Genomic DNA, 19,274 nt, shown 5'->3' on the forward strand with positions numbered 1-19,274 from the left:
CCCTGCGCGGCGCCGCGCAGGGTGCCGGTGCGGTGGCCGTGGCTCGCCGGGCTCGCCGTCGCGAGCTGTCTGGTCGTCACCGGATTGGGTCTTCTTGGCGGCGGCATCGGCGGAGGTTCGGACGCTCCGGTGCCCGCGCGGACGGCGACGGTGTCGGTCGAAGAGGGCGACACGCTCGCTTCGCTGGCCGCCCGATTCGCGCCGGACAGCGAACCTGGCGCGGTTGCCGCGCGCATCAAGGAGCTGAATCGCCTGGACCAGGCCGTTCTGGTGCCCGGGCTGCCGCTCACCGTCCCGGTCGCCGACCCGGCCGCGGTGCCCGCACCCTGATCCGCCGGGGCCGTCAACCGCACTCACCCGGGTGGGGATCCGGCCCGGCGCGCCGCTTGCGTGCGCCCCTCTCGAGTTCTACGCTCGCCCGCTATATGTAGTAGTGACACCGCTGTAATTGGTCCACAGGTTGGGGTAGGCTGGGCAGCAGTTGTCCACAGCTGGCCGTCTTTTGCCCACCGGATGTCCACATGTCGATCACCAGGTGCCGGGGTACCGGGTGATCGCGGCACGGCCACGCGTGGTGGCCGGGGGACGTCGGCCCGGAGCGGCGAGCGCGGAGGGGAAGGTGATCGGCGGATGAGGTGTCCGTTCTGCCGGCATGCGGACTCTCGGGTCGTCGACTCCCGAGAGGTGGACGAAGGCCAGGCGATCCGCAGGCGGCGCTCGTGCGCGTCGTGCGGGCGACGGTTCACGACGTCGGAGACGATGGTGCTCGCCGTCGTCAAGCGGTCCGGCGTCACCGAACAGTTCAACCGGGACAAGGTGGTGAGCGGCGTCCGCCGCGCCTGCCAGGGCAGGCCGGTCGACGACGACGCGCTGCAGCAGCTCGCGCAGCGTGTGGAGGAGTCGATCCGCTCCGCCGGGCTGGCGGAGATCCCGAGTCACGAGGTCGGCCTGGCCATCCTGGGCCCGCTGCGTGAGCTCGACGGGGTCGCCTACCTCCGGTTCGCCAGCGTCTACCGGTCCTTCTCCTCGGTCGAAGACTTCGAGAAGGAAATCGCGGACCTTCGTGAGGCCATGGCGGGTTCTGCTGCCCCAGAGGACAGCGATCAGCGCGCAGACGGCGATTGAGCCGTCCCGCTGCGGGAGAGGGTTCAACCGATGACGGAAACCGTGGGAACGGGGGCCCGCGCGGCCGCCGGCAAGAAGAGCAAGGCCGCCGGCGGGCTGAGCGTCCAGCGCGTCTTCACGACCGAGGGACAGCACCCGTACGACCAGGTCACCTGGGAGCAGCGGGACGTCGTCATGACGAACTGGCGCGACGGCTCGATCAACTTCGAGCAGCGCGGCGTGGAGTTCCCCGACTTCTGGTCGGTCAACGCCACCAACATCGTCACCAGCAAGTACTTCCGCGGCGCCGTCGGCAGCCCGCAGCGTGAGCGCAGCCTCAAGCAGCTCATCGACCGCGTCGTGCGGACCTACGTCCGGGCCGCGGCCGACCACGGCTACTTCGCCACGCCGCAGGACCTCGAGATCTTCGAGCACGAGCTCACCTGGATGCTGCTGCACCAGGTCTTCAGCTTCAACTCCCCGGTCTGGTTCAACGTCGGCACGCCGTCGAAGCAGCAGGTCTCGGCGTGTTTCATCCTCGCGGTCGACGACACGATGGAGTCGATCCTCAACTGGTACCGCGAAGAGGGCCTCATCTTCAAGGGCGGCTCCGGCGCCGGGCTGAACCTCTCCCGCATCCGCTCCTCGAAGGAGCTGCTCACCTCCGGCGGCACCGCGTCCGGGCCGGTCTCGTTCATGCGCGGCGCCGACGCGTCCGCGGGCACCATCAAGTCCGGCGGCGCCACCCGGCGCGCGGCGAAGATGGTCGTCCTCGACGTCGACCACCCGGACATCGAACAGTTCATCCAGACCAAGGCGCGCGAAGAGGCGAAGATCAGGGTCCTGCGCGACGCCGGGTTCGACATGGACCTCTCCGGCGCGGACATCTCCTCGGTGCAGTACCAGAACGCGAACAACTCGGTCCGCGTGTCCGACGAGTTCATGCAGGCGGTGGAGAACGGCACCGACTTCGGCCTGCGCGCCCGGCTCACCGGCGAGGTCATCGACCGCACCGACGCGAAGCAGCTGTTCCGCACGGTCGCGCAGGCCGCGTGGGAGTGCGCCGACCCCGGCATCCAGTACGACGGCACGATCAACGACTGGCACACCTGCCCGGAGTCCGGCCGGATCACCGCGTCCAACCCGTGCAGTGAGTACATGCACCTGGACAACTCCAGCTGCAACCTGGCGTCGCTGAACCTGCTGAAGTTCGTCACCCCGCAGGGTACGTTCGACGGGCCGCTGTTCGCTCGCGCCGTCGAGTTCGTCATCACGGCGATGGACGTCTCGATCTGCTTCGCGGACTTCCCGACCGAGCCGATCGCCGACACCACGCGGAAGTTCCGCCAGCTCGGCATCGGGTACGCCAACCTCGGCGCGCTGCTGATGGCGCTCGGCCACGCGTACGACTCCGAGGGCGGCCGCGCGCTCGCGGCGGCGATCACGTCGCTGATGACGGGCGTGTCCTACCGGCGCTCGGCCGAGCTGGCCCGGGCCGTCGGTGCGTACGAGGGCTACGCCCGCAACGCCGAGGCGCACCAGCGCGTCATGCGCAAGCACGCGGCGGCGAACGAGCTCGTCCGCACCCACCACTCGAACGACGTCGCCGTCCGCGCGCTGGCGACCGAAGAGTGGAAGAAGGGCATCGACATCGGGACGAAGCACGGCTGGCGCAACGCGCAGGCGTCGGTGCTCGCCCCCACCGGCACCATCGGCTTCATGATGGACTGCGACACCACCGGGATCGAGCCGGACTTCTCGCTGGTGAAGTTCAAGAAGCTGGTCGGCGGCGGCTCGATGCAGATCGTCAACCAGACGGTGCCGCGCGCGCTGACGGCGCTGGGGTACCAGGACGAGCAGGTCGAGGCGATCGTCGAGTACGTGGCGCAGCACGGCCACGTCGTCGACGCGCCGGGACTGCGGCCCGAGCACTACGAGGTGTTCGACTGCGCGGTCGGCGAGCGGTCGATCGCGCCGATGGGGCACGTCCGGATGATGGCCGCGGTGCAGCCGTTCCTGTCCGGCGCGATCTCCAAGACGGTCAACATGCCGGAGTCGGCGACGGTCGAAGAGGTCGAGGAGATCTACTTCCAGGGCTGGAAGCTCGGGCTGAAGGCGCTCGCCATCTACCGCGACAACTGCAAGGTCGGCCAGCCGCTGTCGACCGGCAAGAAGGAGACGGCGGCCGCCGAGCCCGAGAAGGTCGTCGAGTACCGGCCGGTGCGCAAGCGCCTGCCCAAGAAGCGCCCGAGCCAGACGGTGTCGTTCACCGTCGGCGGCGCGGAGGGCTACCTCACCGCGGGCTCGTACCCCGACGACGGCCTCGGCGAAATCTTCGTCAAGCTCGGCAAGCAGGGCTCGACCCTGGCCGGCGTGATGGACGCCTTCTCGATGTCGATCTCGGTGGGCCTGCAGCACGGCATCCCGCTCGAGTTCTACGTCTCGAAGTACTGCAACCTGCGCTTCGAGCCGGCGGGCATGACCGACGACCCGGACATCCGGATCGCGACGAGCGTGATGGACTACCTCTTCCGCCGGCTGGCCCTGGACTACCTGCCGTACGAAAAGCGGTCGCAGCTGGGCATCCTCTCGGCCGACGAGCGGTCGGCCGAAGTCGAAGCGACGTACGGCAGCCCCGGCGTCGACCTGGAAGCGTTGCAGTCCACAGTGGACTCCTCGCCGGAGCCGCACGCGGAAGAACCGGAGCACCCGCACCGCGAAGCCCGGACGACGACGGAGCTGATGGAGCTCCGTCTCGGCAAGGCGGCGGACGCCCCGCTGTGCATGACGTGCGGCACGAAGATGCGCCCGGCAGGCTCGTGCTACGCCTGCGAAGGCTGCGGTGCGACGTCCGGCTGCAGCTGAGGGTGGACACCCTGAACGGGTGAACCAGCCGGTCGGAGCCGGGGCGGTGATCGGCCGCCCCGGCTCTGTCGGCGGGTTCAGCCGAAGAACTCCTGCAGCTCGGAAACCGGCGGCAGGTCGCCGACGAAGCCGAACCGGCCCGCGCGCATCTCCCGCGCTCCGTCCATGAACGACTTCAGCGCCAGCCGGGACAGCGCCGCGCCGATGCTGACGCGGCGGACGCCGATCCCGGCCAGCTGCTCGAGCGTGATCGCCGGGTCGGCGAACCCCATCACGACGTTGACCGGCTTGCCCACCGACGAGACCACCGCGCGCATTTCCTCCAGCGTCCGCAACCCGGGCGCGTACAGCACGTCGGCGCCTGCTTCCTCGTACGCCTGCAAGCGGCGGATCGTGTCGCCGAGGTCGTCGATGCCCAGCCAGAGGTTCTCGCAGCGGGCCGTCAGCACCACCGATCGGGCCCGGGCGGTCTCCACCGCCGCGCGGACGCGGTCGACCGCCAGCCCGATGTCGTAGATCGGCGTCCGGAGGTCGCCGGTGAAGTCCTCGATCGACGCGCCGGCCACTCCGGCGTCGGCCGCCGCGTCGATCATCTTCGCGGCTTCGGCCGGGTCGTCGGCGAAGCCGTTCTCGAGATCGGCGTTCACCGGGAGTGGCGTCGCCTCGGCGATCTCCCGGCAGTTGGCCAGGATCTCCGCCCGGGTCGCGCGGGCCCGGCCCACCACGTTGGCCACGCCCAGGCTCGTTGTGGCCAGGGCTTCGAAGCCGAGGCCGGCCAGCAGCCGCGCCGTCCCGGCGTCCCAGGGATTCGGCAGCAGGAAGGGCTCGGATCGCTCGTGCAGGGCGCGGAAGTCGTCGGTGGTCGTCATGCGTCGAGCTTGCGCCCGCGCCGGTCCGCGGACAATCCCACGCGCGTGGTGCCGAGGACCGGCGCCTGCGCTAATCGCGGCGAATCACGCGAAATAACACTGTTTCGACAGTTTGATGCTCCATTTCCGCGGTCAATCGTCGCGGTCGACCCCCGAGCGCCGCCTATTCGCTCCTCCGGGTTATCGTGCCGCGGGGGATGTGACTTCGATTCCCCTTCGCCTGCACTTCAGTGCGGAACCGGGGAGGAATCCGCGATGACTTCGCTGGTCGTCGACGAACCGACGTCGCAAGCGGCAAGACCCGCACACGGTGAGCGACGCGGCAAATGGTGGCTGATCGGCAGCTGTCTCGCGGTCTTCGCCGTTCTGGCGTGGCAACGCCGCTGGGTGTGCGACGACGGCCTGATCGTCCTGCGCACGGTGGACAACCTGCTCGACGGAAACGGGCCGGTGTTCAACGCCGGCGAACGCGTCGAAGCCAACACGAGCACGCTGTGGACCTATGTCGTGGCTCTCGGCGGGTTGCAGCCGTGGCTGCGGCTGGAGTGGGTGGCGGTCGTCCTCGGGCTGCTGTCCGCCGTCGGCGGCCTCTTCTTCGGGCTCGACGGAGCCCGGCGCCTGTTCCCGGACCGGCGGATCGTGCCGGTGGGCGGCCTGGTGGTCCTGGGGCTGCCGCCGTTCTGGGACTACGCCACCTCGGGCCTGGAGACCGGGCTGGTCACGCTCTGGTTGTCCCTCGTGTGGTGGCGGCTGGTCCGGCACGCGACCGGCAGCGCGGTCCGGGTCCTGCCGACCCTCCTGCTGCTCGGCTGCGGTCCGCTGGTGCGCCCGGAGTTCGCCCTCGTCTCCGCGGTCACGTTCCTCGCGCTGGTGGCCGTCGTCCGGCCCGGGTGGCGCCGCGGGCTCGGGTGGCTCGCGCTCGCCGGCGTGCTCCCGGTGGCCTACCAGGTGTTCCGGATGGGCTACTACGGGCTGATCACGCCCAACACCGCCCTGGCGAAGGAGGCGACCCAGGCTCGCTGGGACCGCGGGTGGCACTACCTCGTCGAACTGTTCGCCGCCTACTGGCTGCTGGTCCCGGTCGGGTTGCTGCTCGTCGTCGCCCTGCTGGCCCTGTGGAGGCGGGACCGGACGACGCTCGTCGTCGTGCTCACCCCGGTGGCCGCCGGGGTGCTGCTCGGGCTGTACGTCACCCGTGTCGGCGGGGACTACATGCACGCCCGGATGCTCCTGCCCGTCCTCACCTGCCTGCTGCTGCCGGTGATGGTCGCCCCGCTGACCCGGTGGACGGCGCCGCTCGTGGTGGCGGTCGTGGCCTGGACGGTCGTCAGCGCCGTCAGCTTGCGGCCGGTTTCCGCCGAGCAGCACAAGATCGGCGCGTACGGCATCAGCGACGCGCGCGTGTTCTGGGTCGACTCCACGCACAACGAGCATCCGATCACCGCCGACGACGCCGCGAACCTCGCCGGGTACCTGCCCGACCTCGCCGCGGCACGGGCGGGCAAGACCGGCCCGACCGTCGCGGTGAAGGTCAACTCCGTCTGGGTGGTCTTCCCGGGGACCCACACGGTGGTCTCCACGCCCGGCGCGCTCGGTTTTCCGGGGCTGCTCCTGCCGCGCACGGAGACGGTGATCGACGATCTCGGGCTCGCCAGCCCGCTCGCCGCGCACAGTCTCGCGGTGCCCGGCCGGCCGGCGGGGCACCAGAAGGAGCTCTCGGTGGCCTGGGTGATCGCGGACGCCGGGGCCGGAACCCCGGAACAGCTCTCGGCCGCCGGGCACGAACTCGTCTACTCGGAGGAGATCCGGGCCGCGCGGATCGCGCTCGCCCGGCCCGAGATCCGCGAGATGCTCGACTCGGTCCGGGCCCCGCTCACGTTCGAGCGGTTCCGGGACAACCTGCTCCACGCCGTCGGCCGCAGCCGCCTCCGTTACCACCCCCAGCCGTTCACCGCCCAGTTCGGCGGGTGAGCCCGGCTACAGCAGCTGTGTCGCCAGGTGCCGCAGGGCCGCGCTGATCCGGTCCGGGGACGTGCCCCGCGACGTCTGGTGCAGGAACAGCTCCGGCGCCAGCGGGGCCAGCAGCACATCGGCCAGGACGTCGGGATCCGCGGCGCCCGCGGCCTCCGCCAGGACCCGGACGTGGGTGCGCCAGAAGCCGTACGCGCCCGTCGTGAAGCGGGAATGGCCGACCTCCGCGCCCAGCACCAGGGGTGCGTGCCGCTCCAGCAGCTCCACCATCGCCGTGTAGAACGCGGCCAGCCGCTCGGCCGGCGGCGCGCCGGGGCCCAACGGCGGATCGCCGCGCAGCAGTACCTCCTGCAGCCGGCGCTCGTGCTCGTCCAGCAAGGCCACGGCGATCGCCGCGCGGTCCGGGTAGCGGCGGTACAGCGTTCCGCGGCCGACACCGGCCGCCCGCGCGATGTCCTCCATCGTCACCTCCGCCGCGCCGCGGGTGGTGAACAGCTCCTCGGCCGCCGCGAGGATCTTCGCGCGGTTGCGAGCCGCGTCGGCGCGTTCGGGCATGGCGGCAGCCTAGGGAATATCCGGACACGACGTCCAGTTGACTCAAGCGGACACTGCGTCCACTTGAGGAGGAACCGTGCCCCACCTGCTGCACCTCGACTCCAGCGCCCGCCGCTCGTCGTTCTCGCGCGAGCTGTCCGCCCGGTACGCCGCGGCCTGGGCGGGCACCCGCACCTACCGTGACCTCGCCGCCCGGCCCGTGCCGGTGATCGGCGAAGCCTGGACGGAAATCTGCGACGCCCTGCTCTCCGCGGGGATCACCGACCCGGCGCACTACGCCGACGTCGTCACGACGCCGGACCGGCGCCGGGCCTGGGCCGTCGTCGCGCCCCTGCTCGCCGAACTGCTCGAAGCCGACGTCGTGCTGATCGGCGCACCGATGTACAACTTCTCGATCCCGGCCGCCCTCAAGGCCTGGATCGACCAGGTGACGTTCCCGCGGATGTCGTTGCGGGGCAAGGCGTTCGTGATCGCGGGCGCGCGCGGCGGGACGTATGCGCCGGGGACGCCGCGGGCGCCGTTCGACCACCACGAGCGCTACCTGCGGGACTTCATCGCCGGGCACTACGACGTCGACGACGTCCGGTTCGTGCACGCCGAGCTGACCAACGCGCTCGTCGACCCGCACCTGGCCGCACGCGAAGGCGAGCGGGTCGCGTCGCGCGAAGCGGCACTGGCGGAGCTCTGATGGGCTGGGTGACGCTCGTGCTCGCCGGCCTCGTCGAAATCGCCTGGTCGCAGAGCATCAAGCCGACGGAGAACTTCACGCGGCCGTGGCCGACGCTCCTCTGCTTCGTGCTCGGCGCCGCCGCGGTCTACCTACTGTCACGCGCGATGGACACCGTCCCGGTGGGCACCGCCTACGCGGTGTTCACCGGGATCGGTGCCGTCGGCGCGATCGTGCTCGGCGTCGTCGTCGCCAAGGATCCGCTGAGCATCGGCCGGGTGGCCGCGCTGGCGCTGATCGTCGGCGGCGTCGTACTCGCCCGGGTCACTTCGTGAGCTGCTCCCACAGGAACTCGAACACGAGCGCCCACTTGAACGCCAGCTGCTCGTTGTCCGCGGCGGCCCCGTGCCCGCCCTCGATGTTCTCGTGATACCGGACGTCGTGCCCCTGCTCACGCATCCGCGCCACCATCTTGCGGGCGTGGGCGGGGTGCACGCGGTCGTCGCGCGTCGACGTCACGAACAGCGACGGCGGGTAGGTGCGTCCACTGTGGACGTTCTGGTACGGCGAGTACTTCGCGAGGTAGTCCCATTCCGCGGGGTCGTCCGGGTCGCCGTACTCGGCCATCCACGACGCGCCGGCCAGCAGCAGGTGGTAGCGGCGCATGTCCAGCAGCGGCACCTGGCTGACGATCGCGCCGAACCGCTCCGGGTAGCGCGTCAGCATGACCCCCATCAGCAGGCCGCCGTTGCTGCCGCCCTGGATGCCGAGCCGTTCCGGCGTGGTGATGCCGCGCTCCACCAGGTCCGTGGCCACCGCGGCGAAGTCCTCGTACACGCGGTGACGCTCGGCCTTGATGGCCTGGGTGTGCCAGCCGGGCCCGTACTCGCCGCCGCCACGGATGTTCGCGACGACGTAGGTGCCGCCGCGGGCGAGCCAGCCGCGGCCGATCATGCCGCTGTAGGACGGCGTCAGCGAGATCTCGAAACCGCCGTAGCCGGTCAGCAGCGCCGGGCCGCCCTCGGCGCCGGACGGCCGCACGACGAAGTACGGGATCTTCGTGCCGTCCTCCGACGTCGCGAAGTACTGCGCGACGCTCATCCCCGAAGCGTCGAAGAACGCCGGAGCCTGCTTCAGGACTTCGACCTCTTCGCCCACATGGCCATAACTCAAAGTAGACGGCTGCAGGAAGCTGCTCGAGTCGATCAGGTACTCGTCGCTGACGTCGGGATCGGTGTCGAAGATGTCCGCGCTGCCGAACTCGGGGCCGCCCGACAGAGGCTCGTCGCTCCAGCCGTCCGGGCCCGGGGTCAGCGTGCGCAGCTCGGTGCGGACGTCGCGCAGCGTGCCGAGCAGCAGGTGGTGGCGCGTCCAGGCCCAGTAGCTCAGCGAGGTGTGCTCGTCGGGGGTGAACAGCGTCGTGAAGGCGCGGTCGCCGGCCATGAAGGCGTCGAAGAGGATGGCGATCAGCGAGCCGGCCGGGCGTTCCGCGCCGCCGACCGTCCACGCCGTCCGCGGCCGCACCAGCAGCCATTCGCGGTGCACGGACGCGCTCGCGTCGTCCGGGATGTCGATCTTGACCAGCCCGTCGGGCGTCTTCAGGTGCAGTTCCGAGCGGTAGAAGTCGATCGCGCGGCTGACGAAGTCGCGTTCGAAGCCTTCGGTCGGGTCGTGGGACGCGCCGATCGAGACGTCGTCGGGCTTGCCCTCGAAGACCGTCACGGCTTCGGTGAGCGGCGTGCCGCGGCGCCACTCCTTGGCCAGCCGCGGGTACCCGGAGCTGGTCAGCGAGCCCGGGCCGAAGTCCGTTCCGATGTAGACGCGGTCCTCGTCGATCCAGCCGATCCGCGTCTTCGCCTCCGGCACCGTGAACCCGCCTTCGACGAACTCGTGCGCGTCGAGGTCGAACTCGCGGACCACCGTGGCGTCCGCGCCGCCGCGGGACAGCTCGACCAGGCCGCGCCGGTAGTGCGGTCGCAACACGGTCGCGCCCTGCCAGACCCAGTTCTCGCCCTCGGCCTCGGCCAGCGCGTCGACGTCGAGCAGCAGCTCCCACTCGGGTTCGGCCTGCCGGTAGGACTCCGGCGTCGTCCGCCGCCACAGGCCGCGCGGGTGGCTCGCGTCCTGCCAGAAGTTGTAGAAGAACCCGCCGCGGCGGCGCACGTAGGGAATCCGGTCGTCGGCGTCGAGCACCTCGCGCAGTTCGGCACGCAGCTCGGCGAAGCGCACGCCGGTGGTCAGCTCGGCCAGCGTGTCGCCGTTGCGGGCGCGCACCCAGCCCAGTGCGTCGTCGCCGGTCACGTCTTCCAGCCACAGATAAGGATCCTCGACACTCATGCCGTTCAGTCTCGCCTGGTCGGGGGCCCGGCGGCCACCCGGTGACGTTTTCGTTTCGTGATCCGTGCCTCCCGGCCGGTCCGTATGCTGGTCCTACGCAGCAGGGGGAGAACGTGAACAACGCCGAACCGTCATGGCCGGAGACGGCCCGGCCGCCGGAACCCGCGTGGGTGCCGGCCTCCCACCCGTGGGCGCCGAACTGGGCCGCCGCGCCGCCCGTCCCGATCGCCCCGCCGCGCAACCGGCTCTGGGGTGCCGTCGGCGGCCTGCTGGTCGTCGTGCTGGCCATCTCGCTGATCGCCGCGACCATCCCACGCCGGGTCGACGGGCACGCGATCGTCGCGCAAGGCGCCGACACCGGCCGGGCCTACGGTGGCGGCTCGGACGGGAAGCCCCCGAAGGCCGTGCCCGAGCTGGCCCGCAACCCGCTGCTCGGGGCCGGTATCAGTCCCGGGCCCGCCACGTGCTCCCTGCCCGACCTCGGCCGGGCGCCCGAGCAGCTGAAGACCTACTACGACGCGCTCGTCGGCTGCCTGGAGCAGTCGTGGCGCCCGGCGCTGGAAAAGGCGAACGAGCCCACGCTGACCGTCACCGTGTCGGTGACGCTGTCCGACCACAGTGCGTGCGGCAAGGCGCCGACGGAGAGCGAAGCCGTCGCCTACTACTGCGGCGGCGACACGACGATCTACGCCCCGGCCGACTGGATGCTGTCCGACGCCGGGCTCAACAAGGCCCGGCACATCGCGACGATCGCCCACGAGTACGGCCACCACGTGCAGCGCGAAAGCGGCATCCTCTCCGCGGCGGCGGACAAGATGACCTCGCCGGACGAGGACAGCGCCGCCGACAAGGAGCTCGTGCGCCGGATCGAGCTGCAGGCGAACTGCTTCGGCGCACTGTTCCTGGCGGCCGTCGCCGGCTCCGGTTCGATCAGCCGGTCGCTGGCGAACGCCGCGGTCGCCGACTACGGCCGGGCCGACGACAGCGACACCCACGGCTCACGCGCGCACCAGCTGTCCTGGGCGAAGGCGGGCTACGACGGCAAAGCCACGAAGGGGTGCGACACCTGGAGCGCCCCGGTCGGCGAGGTCAGCTGAGGGTCCAGGCGGGGTCGCGGCCGAGGAGGGCGAGGAACCGGTCGAGCTCGCTCGCACCGGCGGCAACCTCGACGCTGGGGGCGAACGAGCCGTTCTTCTCACGGCCTTCGTCCGGGATCCGCTCGGCCAGCTGCAAGGCGACGCGCACGGCTTCGGCGTCCGGCTCGTAGGGCAGGCCGAGCGTGCGGGCCAGGTCCCAGCCGTGCGCGACCGTGTCGACCAGGTGCATGTGCGCGGCGATCGCGCCGGGGAACGTGCCGAAGTGGTTGATGACCAGCGGCCGGTCCAGCACGGCGTCGTCGGCGAAGGCGTCGAGGAAGTCGTCGACGGACGCCTGGTAAGCGGCGGGGGCGTCGTCGCCGAGGGTACCGGCGTCCCAGTCCGGCGCCGAGCCTTCGCGGGCCGCCGTCGCGAAGGCGTGGTTCTCGCTGACCTGGTGGCGGAGCAGATCGGCGAGGGTCCAGCCGGCGCACGGGGTGGGGCGGGCGAGGTCGGCGGACGTCACGCCGGCGACGATCTTGTCGAGGACGAGCAGGGTGCGGCGGTCGAGTTCGCGAAGATCCATGCCGGGGACGTTAGGCGCGGAAGCGGACCACGGACAGTGCCAAATCCGCGGCAACCTTCGTGGGCCAATCTAGACTGGCGCGGTGGAGATCCACATCGACCTGACCGGGACACGCGGCCACCGCGACGCCATCTACCGGCAGCTCCGCGCGGCGATCCTGGCCGGCCGGATCCGTCCCGGCGAGGCGCTGCCACCGACCCGCGAACTCGCGCAGCGGCTCGCGGTCTCCCGGACGACGGTCAGCGCGGCCTACGACCGGCTCACCGCCGAGGGCTTCCTCGCCGGGCGCGTCGGCGCGGGCACGTTCGTCACGGCTTCACCGGCTTCTCCCGAGCCGGTGCCGGACGTCCCCGGCGTGCGGCCGCTGCCGGAGTGGGACGCCGTTCCGCCGCCGCCCGCGCCGTTCGCCCCGGCACCGGAGTTCGACTTCCGCCCGGGCGTCCCCGATCTCTCCCTGTTCCCGTTCGACACCTGGCGGCGGCTGATCACGCAGCGGCTGCGTGCCGGCCAAGCCGATCTGATGACCTACGGCGACCCGCAGGGGCACGCCGCGCTGCGCGCCGAAATCGCCCGGCACGCCGGCGTGTCCCGGGACGTCCGGGCCAGTGCGGCCCAGGTCGTCGTCACCGCCGGCGCCCAGCAGACGACCGATCTGGTCGCGCGGGTGCTGCTGCGGACCGGCGATCTGGCCGCCGTCGAGGACCCCGGGTACCCGCCGCCGCGGCTGGTGCTCGGCGCCCGTGGCGTCCGCGTCGCGCCGGTGCCGGTGGACGCCTCCGGGATCGTCGTCGGCGCCATCCCGGCGGGGACGCGGCTGGTGTACGTCACGCCGTCGCACCAGTACCCGCTGGGCCTGTCGATGTCGCTGGACCGCCGCCTGGAGCTGCTCGACTGGGCCGAGCGGAACGACGCGGTGCTCGTCGAGGACGACTACGACACCGAGTTCCGCTACACCGGGCGGCCCCTCGAACCGTTGCACAGCTTGGATTCCCGCGGTCGCGTCGTCTACGTCGGCTCGTTCTCGAAGGTGCTTTCGCCTGCCCTGCGGCTGGGGTTCCTCATCGCGCCGCCGTCGCTGGTACCCGCCTTGGTCAAGGCCCGCTACCTCACGGACTGGCACGCGCCGAACGTCGAGCAGGCGGCGCTGGCGGCGTTCATGGCCGAAGGCGGCTTCGCCCGGCACGTCCGGCGGATGCGGAAGATCTACCGCGAGCGGCACGACGTCCTGTCCGCGGTGCTCGCCCGCGACTTCGCGGATTTCCTGACGCCGTTGCCGTCGGCCGCGGGCCTGCACCTGAGCGCCGCTTCGGCCGCCGACGCGGGCCCGCTCGTGCGCGCGGCGCGTCGCCGGGGAGTGCGGCTGTATTCGCTCGGCGACTTCGGAGTGGGGGAGCGGCGGCACGGTCTCGTCTTCGGTTACGGTGCGGTCGCGGCCGGGCGGATCGAGCCGGGGCTGGACCGGCTGCGGGCACTGGCGGACGAAGGAGCGGCATGACCGACGAGGTGATGGTGGCGATCGACGCCGGTCTGCGGCAGCACATCGGCGGCGACCGCGCCGGCGCGTACGCGACCTTCACGGCGCTGTGGGCGTCGATCGGCGACGACGGCGACCCGCTGCACCGCGTCGCGCTGGCCCACCACCTGGCCGACGTCTGCGACGACCCGGCCGAGGAACTCGAGTGGGACCTGCGGGCCCTCGCGGCGGCCGATTCGCTGACCGACTCGCGGGCCCAGGAGTACCACGCGTCGCTGGCCGTGCGCGCCTTCTACCCGTCGCTGCACCTCAACCTGGGCGAGGACTACCGCAAGCTCGGCGACCCGGCGGCGGCGCGCGAACAGCTGGCGCTGGCCCGCGCGCGCCTGGACGCGCTCGGCGACGACGACTACGCGGCCGGGATCCGGCTGGCGCTGGACGGCCTGGCCGAACGGCTCGGCTGAAGGGGCAATACCACGAAGACGCCCCGTTTGCCGGACTTTCGCGGGGGGCCGGAGGGCCCTAACCTGTGGTGATCCAGCTCACCGACGGGAAGGATCGCCATGCGGATTGCGGATCTGCTGCGCAAGAAGGGGTCGGCGGTCGCGACGGTCACCCCCGAGACCACGGTGACCACGCTGCTGGCCGGACTGGCCGACCACAACGTCGGTGCGATGGTGGTCGTCGCCCCGGACGGTTCGATCGCCGGAATCGTCTCGGAACGCGACGTCGTCCGGCGGCTGAACGAGCACGGCCCGGGCCTGCTCGACGGCCCGGTGTCGGAGATCATGACGAAACTGGTGGCGAGCTGCACCCCGGACGACTCGGTGGACCAGCTGTCGGTCCTGATGACGCAGCGGCGCATCAGGCACGTCCCCGTCCTCGACAACGGGCGGCTCGCGGGGATCGTCTCCATCGGTGACGTCGTGAAGAACCGGATGGAACAGCTGGAACAGAGCCAGGAACAGCTGCAGGCCTACATCTCGCAGGGCTAGGGGCCGGAGCGGCGTCGGCCGGTGCCGGCGCCGCCACCTCGGGCGTTGGTGGACAGAATGGACACACCTTCGGCGAGGTGGCGGTCAACCGGTCCCGGTTCAGCGGGCCCAGGCCCGGCAATCGACCAGGCCGAGCGACGCCTTGAGAGCCAGCACGCGCAGCGCGCTCGCGCGAACCTGTCCGGCGAACCGGGGCTCCTTCGCCGCCGTCGCGGCGACCTGCTGGTACATCGCCTCGCCGATCCGCGGGTCGGCGGCGATGACGAGGTCTCCACCGGCCGACAGGAAGCGCATCGCCCGGTCCGGCGCCGGCACGTCGCGCACTTGATCCGCATTGGCCAGGTCGTCGGAGATCACGACGCCGCCGAACGCCAGTCCGGAGCGGAGAAGGCGGGTGACGACCGCCGTCGAGAAAGCTGCGGGCTGCTGCCGATCGAGCCGGCTGTACACGGCCGTGGAGATCATGACCGAGGCGCCGCTCGCGGGCAGGGCCTGCCGGTACACGTCCACCGACGGGCTGTCCGCCCCGGTGCCGGAATCCACCACGCCCGGCCGGTAGTCGGTGTTGGCCGAAACCATCCCGAGCCCGGGAAAGTGTTTGTACACCACCCCGATCCCGGCGTCCCGCAGTCCCGAAGTGATCGACTTCGCGGCGGCCACGATCGTCGGGACGTCGCTGCCGAGCTGCCGGTTCACGGCGCCGATCGGCGCGTTGGCCTTCGCACGGCCGGCCGGCACGACGTCGACCACCGGGCCGAGGTCCAGGGAAACCCCGGCTTGCGCGAGTTCGGTGCCCCAGCGCTGTGCGGCGGCTCGAAGGCCGTCGCCGGGCCAGCCGCCCTGGACCGTGGCCGGCGGGATGCGGCTGAAGCCGGGGCCGCGCAACGCCTGCACCGCGCCGCCTTCCTGGTCGACAGCCACCAGCGGCCTGATGCGGGCCGGGCCGCCGTTCGCCAGCGCGGCGGTCGACCGGGCGATTTCGTCCACACCGGCCGAACTTCTCCCGGTCAGCAGGAATCCGCCCGCGCCGGGCGCGGGCGACGCGGGCTGCTTCACCCCCAGCGGCGTTCCGATCAGGAACAACTGCCAAGCCAGTGCGGGCAGATCGAGCGTTCGTGCGGCCGCCGAAGCGCAGGATTCCGCGTTCCCGCCGAGCAGTTCGTGGTGCCAGGGCGGCCGCTCACCGGCCGTGGCCGGTGACGTTGCGGCCGGGTCCGGAGTTCCGGAGCGGACCGGCGGCTCCTGGCCGTGGTTCGTGGGACGCGCGGCCACCAGCACGGCGACGCCGGCGACGAAGACCAGCGCGGCGAACGACCGGTACCGCATCGGGCTCACTCCTTGCTGGGTGGTTCAGCGGTTGAGGGTCGCGCCTTCCGATCCGGCGGTGTGGGACAGCAGCTTGGCGAAGCAGTTGTTCGCGTCGATGCCGTGGGTGTCGCACCAGCTGTTGGCGGCCGCGCCCGTGCCGGCGGGTTCGGGCACCACGACGACCCAGAAACCCTTCCGCTTGAACGTGGAGAAGGAGTCGGAGCGCAGCAGCAGGACGGTGGGATAGGTGTTCTTCAGCGTGCGGTAGTGGTCGAGGATCGAGGCGTTGTCGTACACCGTGCCGTTGTCGCGCGTACCGACCGCCTTGGACGACAGCTGGGGGACCCACTGGCCGGCGAGCGCTTCGACACCGGCTGCGTCCGATTCGGCCTGCTGCTGGAGGGCGACGCCCGGATCGGTGCTCGTGGCGCCGGACGAGGTATCGGACGTCGGCGTGTCCGGCGCCGACGAGGTGGCCAGCTCGAGCGACTCGGGACTGAGAACGCCGCCGCCTCCTCCGGCCTGCGTGGCCGTGCCGGTCTTCGCCATCGCGTTCAACCCGATGACGAGCGCCACGACGACGGCCACGCCGGCCGACACCTTGGCGGCAGTTCCGGAAGCGGTGGCCTTTCGGGTGACCGGCGGGGCCAGCGGCGGCGCGAACGGGGCCACCGGTGGCCGGTGCGGGGGTGGCGGCGGTACCCGGGGCTGCTGCGGGAACGCCGGGGGGAGCGGCCGGAACCGGACGGTCGGCGGTGGCGGCCGTCGGGCGTCCGCCGCGTGGTCGAGCGCGGTGAGCGCCACGCTGTCGAAGCTGCTGTCGCTCACGAGGTAGACACCCCGCAAGGCGGTCACCCATTCCGCCGGGGCCGCGCGCCCGGATTCGTCCAGCGGAGCACCCAGCGTCCGGTCGAACAGGTGCCGGAGCGCCTGCGGGAAATTCGCCGGGATGTGCGACGGCTTCGGCCACGAGCCGTCGGGTTGCCGGTCCAGATTGCCCGGAACCAGCAGCAGGCCCCGGTACATCGCGAGCGCGAGGGCGTACCAGTCACTGAGCCGGTCGTGGGCCGGCACGACTCCCGCGACCACGCGGGGATCGATCCAGTGCGGGGTCTTCATCCCCTTGTCCGCGATGCGATCCGCCGGCTGCAGCCCGTCGGCGTCGATCAGCACCGCTCCCGGCCGGGGCCCCGGCCGCCAGACGATGTTCGCGTCGGAGAAATCACCGTGTGCCAGGTTGTTGGCCGCCAGCCAGGCGAAGATCTCCGCCACCCGGATGAGCACCGACACCCGGACCGAGGAGTCGGGCGGATCGGTTCGCGCCAGGATGAGGTAGGACAGTGTTCGCGCTTTGCCCGGTTTGCGGAAGAATTCGTCCGGGATGACCGGCATCACGACGCCGATGACGGCGCCCGACCGGTCGCATTCGACGTCGGTGGGCCAGCACACGGAGGACTCCGGAGTAGCTCCGAGCACGACCGGGCCCCCGGCGAACACCTTCCGCCCGATGCCGGCGAGCTGGTGCACCTTCGCGATCGGCTCGTCGTCGCGGATCGGCTCGAGGTACTTCTTGTAGACCAGGCCGGTGTGGCGGCCGACGCCGCGGAACAACCGGGCCGCGCCACCGCGGGCGAACTCGTCGTCTTCGAACTCGTAGGAGCCGTGCCGGCCGTCAATCCGCACCGTCGGCCCCCTCTCCGGCGGCCGGGGGCCGCGCCGGCCCGGTGCCCGGGGACAGCCACACCACGACGGCGGTGCGGTCGTCCTGGGATCCTGCTCGCGCGTAGCTGAGGCTCTCCAGCATCCACCGTTCGGTGCACGGACGCTGCCAGCGCCGGGCCAGCCACGCCCGCACGCCGGGGGACTCGTAAACGTCGTCGGCGACGCCGTCGGTGCACAGGACCAGCTTGCTCAAGCCGGCCGGATCGAGGCGGCGGATCTCGATGTCCTTCCGGAAACCGGCGGCGGGAAGACTCGCCGAGACCATGTTGATGGGACCGTCACCCAGCGGGAACACCTCGTCGAACGGCTCCGACTCGGCGTCGGTCGCGGTGAAGACCGTCGAATCGCCGACGCGGGCCGCCAGCACCGGCCGGGTGCCGAGATCGGCGGGGAGCACGACGACGGCGAGCGTGCAGGCCAACGCGCGGGTGTCCGTCACCCCGTAAGCGGGCGCCCAGACCGCCGCCAGTTCGCTCTGCGCCCGGGCGATGGCCTCGAGAAGAAGCGTTTCGTCGTCCGTCGCGGCCGATTCTTGCTCGGCGGTGACGAATTCGCGGGCCACGGCGGCAGCCAGGTGACGCGCTCCGAGCTGGGACCGGGACCGTGATCCGAGACCGTCCGCGACGGCCAGGACCAGGGAGCCCTCGCCCTCCGGGAACGCCAGCGCGTAGGAGTCCTGGCGGGTGGTGCCGGCCCAGGCGTGCCCGCGGCCCACGAGACTCCCCGCGCTGACCCAGTACGGCCCGGCCCGGCCCGCGTCGAGGGCGATCCCGGCGCTGGACCAGCCGATCGCGGACGGCAGCCGTCCGGCGTGGGGCCGCCGTTCCACGGCGCCGATGGTGGGCGCGTCGAACGGCGCGTCCTCGACTTCGAACGTGTCCTCGCTCGCCGGCCGCGCCACGGGTGCTGCCTCCGGCATGGCCGGAACGGGCGGGGTGCGTCCGGAATCGGCGACCGGCGCGGAGACGCGGCCGGGCACCGTGGTGGTGCGCAGCTGTGCCCGGTCGGCCCGGTGACGTCCGCGCGACAGTGACATCAGACCGCCTGCACCGGCAGGACGGTGAACTTGCTGGTGTCGACGTCGACCTGAAGGCCACCGCCCTGCGGCTCGCCGAACGAGCGCGAGGTCGTCCGGATGCTCGCGGTGAGCGCGGTCATGATCTCCTTGACCTGCAAAGAGGGCTTGCCCTGCTTGGCGACGAAGGCGAACCGGGTCGCGATGGTGCGGAGAGTGTCCTCGCGGGCTTCGGCGAAGCCGAACGTGACGACTTCCGGGTTGAACCGCCAGCTCCGGTCCACGAGCTCCTGCAGCGGCCCGTGCCAATCCTCTTCGGCGATGTGCTCGCCGTCGCTCATGAAGAAGACGACCGGCTTGTAGAACCGCGTGCCCTTGCCGAGCCCCCGGATCTCTTCTTCGATCTGCTTCTTGGCGAGCCGGAACGCCGCGGCGAAGTTCGTCCCCGACTCCGGCGACAGCACCGGCATCTGGCTCTGGCTCACGTCGCACAGCGGCAGGACCGAGGTCGCGATGTCCGAGAACGTGATGATGGCGATCCGGGCGATCTCGCCGACCTGCGGGTCGTCTTCGATCATCTCGCGCAGTTCCGGCAGGGCACGGTTGACGGCGTCGATGGGTTCGCCCGCCATCGAGTACGACACGTCGATGACGAGGAAGACCGGGAAAACCGGGTGACGCTCACTCTGGGCGAATTCGGACATGGTTCACCTGCGATTCTTCGATCGTG

Annotated in this window: 18 protein-coding genes; 10 read left to right on the plus strand and 8 right to left on the minus strand. The window is 71.4% G+C overall.

Features of this window, described 5'->3' with window-relative positions; genetic code table 11:
• From AB0F15_RS31795 to AB0F15_RS31805, 3 genes are all read left to right on the plus strand, one after another.
• On the plus strand, window positions 1-330 hold a 330-nt coding region (locus tag AB0F15_RS31795), incomplete at its 5' end, for a LysM peptidoglycan-binding domain-containing protein (protein ID WP_360278367.1).
• A 300-nt stretch (window positions 331-630) separates the two neighbouring features.
• The gene (gene nrdR, locus AB0F15_RS31800; RefSeq protein ID WP_360278370.1) at window positions 631-1,125 is read left to right on the plus strand and encodes a transcriptional regulator NrdR; all 495 of its coding nucleotides are present in this window, start codon (window positions 631-633) and stop codon (window positions 1,123-1,125) included.
• A gap of 30 nt (window positions 1,126-1,155) precedes the next feature.
• A complete protein-coding gene (locus AB0F15_RS31805; protein ID WP_360278372.1) occupies window positions 1,156-3,969 on the plus strand; it encodes a vitamin B12-dependent ribonucleotide reductase in 2,814 nt (937 codons plus the stop codon).
• A gap of 77 nt (window positions 3,970-4,046) precedes the next feature.
• Here the strand turns inward: AB0F15_RS31805 and AB0F15_RS31810 are convergent, their stop codons facing one another.
• On the minus strand, window positions 4,047-4,838 hold the full coding sequence (locus AB0F15_RS31810; RefSeq protein WP_360278375.1) for an isocitrate lyase/phosphoenolpyruvate mutase family protein: 792 nt from the start codon (window positions 4,836-4,838) through the stop codon (window positions 4,047-4,049).
• A 255-nt stretch (window positions 4,839-5,093) separates the two neighbouring features.
• Here AB0F15_RS31810 and AB0F15_RS31815 point away from each other — a divergent pair, with 255 nt between their 5' ends.
• On the plus strand, window positions 5,094-6,809 hold the full coding sequence (locus tag AB0F15_RS31815; protein WP_360278378.1) for a hypothetical protein: 1,716 nt from the start codon (window positions 5,094-5,096) through the stop codon (window positions 6,807-6,809).
• A 6-nt stretch (window positions 6,810-6,815) separates the two neighbouring features.
• Here AB0F15_RS31815 and AB0F15_RS31820 read toward each other — a convergent pair whose 3' ends face one another.
• Complete coding sequence (locus AB0F15_RS31820) at window positions 6,816-7,364, minus strand: helix-turn-helix domain-containing protein (RefSeq protein WP_360278381.1); 549 nt, start codon at window positions 7,362-7,364, stop codon at window positions 6,816-6,818.
• A gap of 76 nt (window positions 7,365-7,440) precedes the next feature.
• Here AB0F15_RS31820 and AB0F15_RS31825 point away from each other — a divergent pair, with 76 nt between their 5' ends.
• Together AB0F15_RS31825 and AB0F15_RS31830 are read left to right on the plus strand one after the other, a co-directional pair.
• Entirely contained in the window at window positions 7,441-8,052 is a 612-nt protein-coding gene (locus AB0F15_RS31825) for an NAD(P)H-dependent oxidoreductase (protein ID WP_360278384.1), read from the plus strand.
• On the plus strand, window positions 8,052-8,366 hold the full coding sequence (locus AB0F15_RS31830) for a multidrug efflux SMR transporter (RefSeq protein ID WP_360278387.1): 315 nt from the start codon (window positions 8,052-8,054) through the stop codon (window positions 8,364-8,366). The genes AB0F15_RS31825 and AB0F15_RS31830 overlap by 1 nt, the downstream gene beginning before the upstream one ends.
• Here the strand turns inward: AB0F15_RS31830 and AB0F15_RS31835 are convergent.
• Window positions 8,356-10,377, minus strand: a complete 2,022-nt coding sequence (locus AB0F15_RS31835) for a prolyl oligopeptidase family serine peptidase (RefSeq protein ID WP_360278513.1) — start codon at window positions 10,375-10,377, stop codon at window positions 8,356-8,358. The two genes, AB0F15_RS31830 and AB0F15_RS31835, sit on opposite strands and share 11 nt — an antisense overlap.
• Window positions 10,378-10,481: 104 nt before the next feature.
• Here AB0F15_RS31835 and AB0F15_RS31840 point away from each other — a divergent pair, with 104 nt between their 5' ends.
• On the plus strand, window positions 10,482-11,465 hold the full coding sequence (locus tag AB0F15_RS31840) for a neutral zinc metallopeptidase (RefSeq protein WP_360278389.1): 984 nt from the start codon (window positions 10,482-10,484) through the stop codon (window positions 11,463-11,465).
• Here AB0F15_RS31840 and AB0F15_RS31845 read toward each other — a convergent pair.
• On the minus strand, window positions 11,458-12,030 hold the full coding sequence (locus AB0F15_RS31845; RefSeq protein ID WP_360278392.1) for a TIGR03086 family metal-binding protein: 573 nt from the start codon (window positions 12,028-12,030) through the stop codon (window positions 11,458-11,460). The two genes, AB0F15_RS31840 and AB0F15_RS31845, sit on opposite strands and share 8 nt — an antisense overlap.
• 82 nt (window positions 12,031-12,112) lie before the next feature.
• On the opposite strand from AB0F15_RS31845, the gene AB0F15_RS31850 reads away from it, so the two are divergent.
• The 3 genes from AB0F15_RS31850 (at window position 12,113) to AB0F15_RS31860 (ending at window position 14,499) form a co-directional block, all read left to right on the plus strand.
• Window positions 12,113-13,525, plus strand: a complete 1,413-nt coding sequence (locus AB0F15_RS31850) for a PLP-dependent aminotransferase family protein (protein ID WP_360278395.1) — start codon at window positions 12,113-12,115, stop codon at window positions 13,523-13,525.
• A complete protein-coding gene (locus AB0F15_RS31855) occupies window positions 13,522-13,968 on the plus strand; it encodes a hypothetical protein (protein ID WP_360278397.1) in 447 nt (148 codons plus the stop codon). The genes AB0F15_RS31850 and AB0F15_RS31855 overlap by 4 nt, the downstream gene beginning before the upstream one ends.
• 99 nt (window positions 13,969-14,067) lie before the next feature.
• Complete coding sequence (locus AB0F15_RS31860) at window positions 14,068-14,499, plus strand: CBS domain-containing protein (protein WP_360278400.1); 432 nt, start codon at window positions 14,068-14,070, stop codon at window positions 14,497-14,499.
• A gap of 99 nt (window positions 14,500-14,598) precedes the next feature.
• Here AB0F15_RS31860 and AB0F15_RS31865 read toward each other — a convergent pair whose 3' ends face one another.
• The 4 genes from AB0F15_RS31865 to AB0F15_RS31880 are packed head-to-tail and all read right to left on the minus strand — an operon-like array spanning window position 14,599 to window position 19,248.
• A complete protein-coding gene (locus AB0F15_RS31865) occupies window positions 14,599-15,825 on the minus strand; it encodes a glycoside hydrolase family 3 N-terminal domain-containing protein (RefSeq protein WP_360278403.1) in 1,227 nt (408 codons plus the stop codon).
• Window positions 15,826-15,849: 24 nt separating this feature from the next.
• Window positions 15,850-17,490, minus strand: a complete 1,641-nt coding sequence (locus tag AB0F15_RS31870) for a hypothetical protein (protein WP_360278406.1) — start codon at window positions 17,488-17,490, stop codon at window positions 15,850-15,852.
• Window positions 17,480-18,565 (minus strand): protein phosphatase 2C domain-containing protein, encoded by a 1,086-nt coding sequence (locus AB0F15_RS31875; protein ID WP_360278409.1) that lies wholly within the window; start codon window positions 18,563-18,565, stop codon window positions 17,480-17,482. Before AB0F15_RS31875 ends, AB0F15_RS31870 begins: the two co-directional genes overlap by 11 nt.
• Window positions 18,565-19,248 (minus strand): VWA domain-containing protein, encoded by a 684-nt coding sequence (locus AB0F15_RS31880; RefSeq protein ID WP_360278412.1) that lies wholly within the window; start codon window positions 19,246-19,248, stop codon window positions 18,565-18,567. Before AB0F15_RS31880 ends, AB0F15_RS31875 begins: the two co-directional genes overlap by 1 nt.
• Window positions 19,249-19,274: the final 26 nt, after the last annotated feature.

The organism is Amycolatopsis sp. NPDC026612, from assembly GCF_040638285.1.
GTDB lineage: Bacteria > Actinomycetota > Actinomycetes > Mycobacteriales > Pseudonocardiaceae > Amycolatopsis.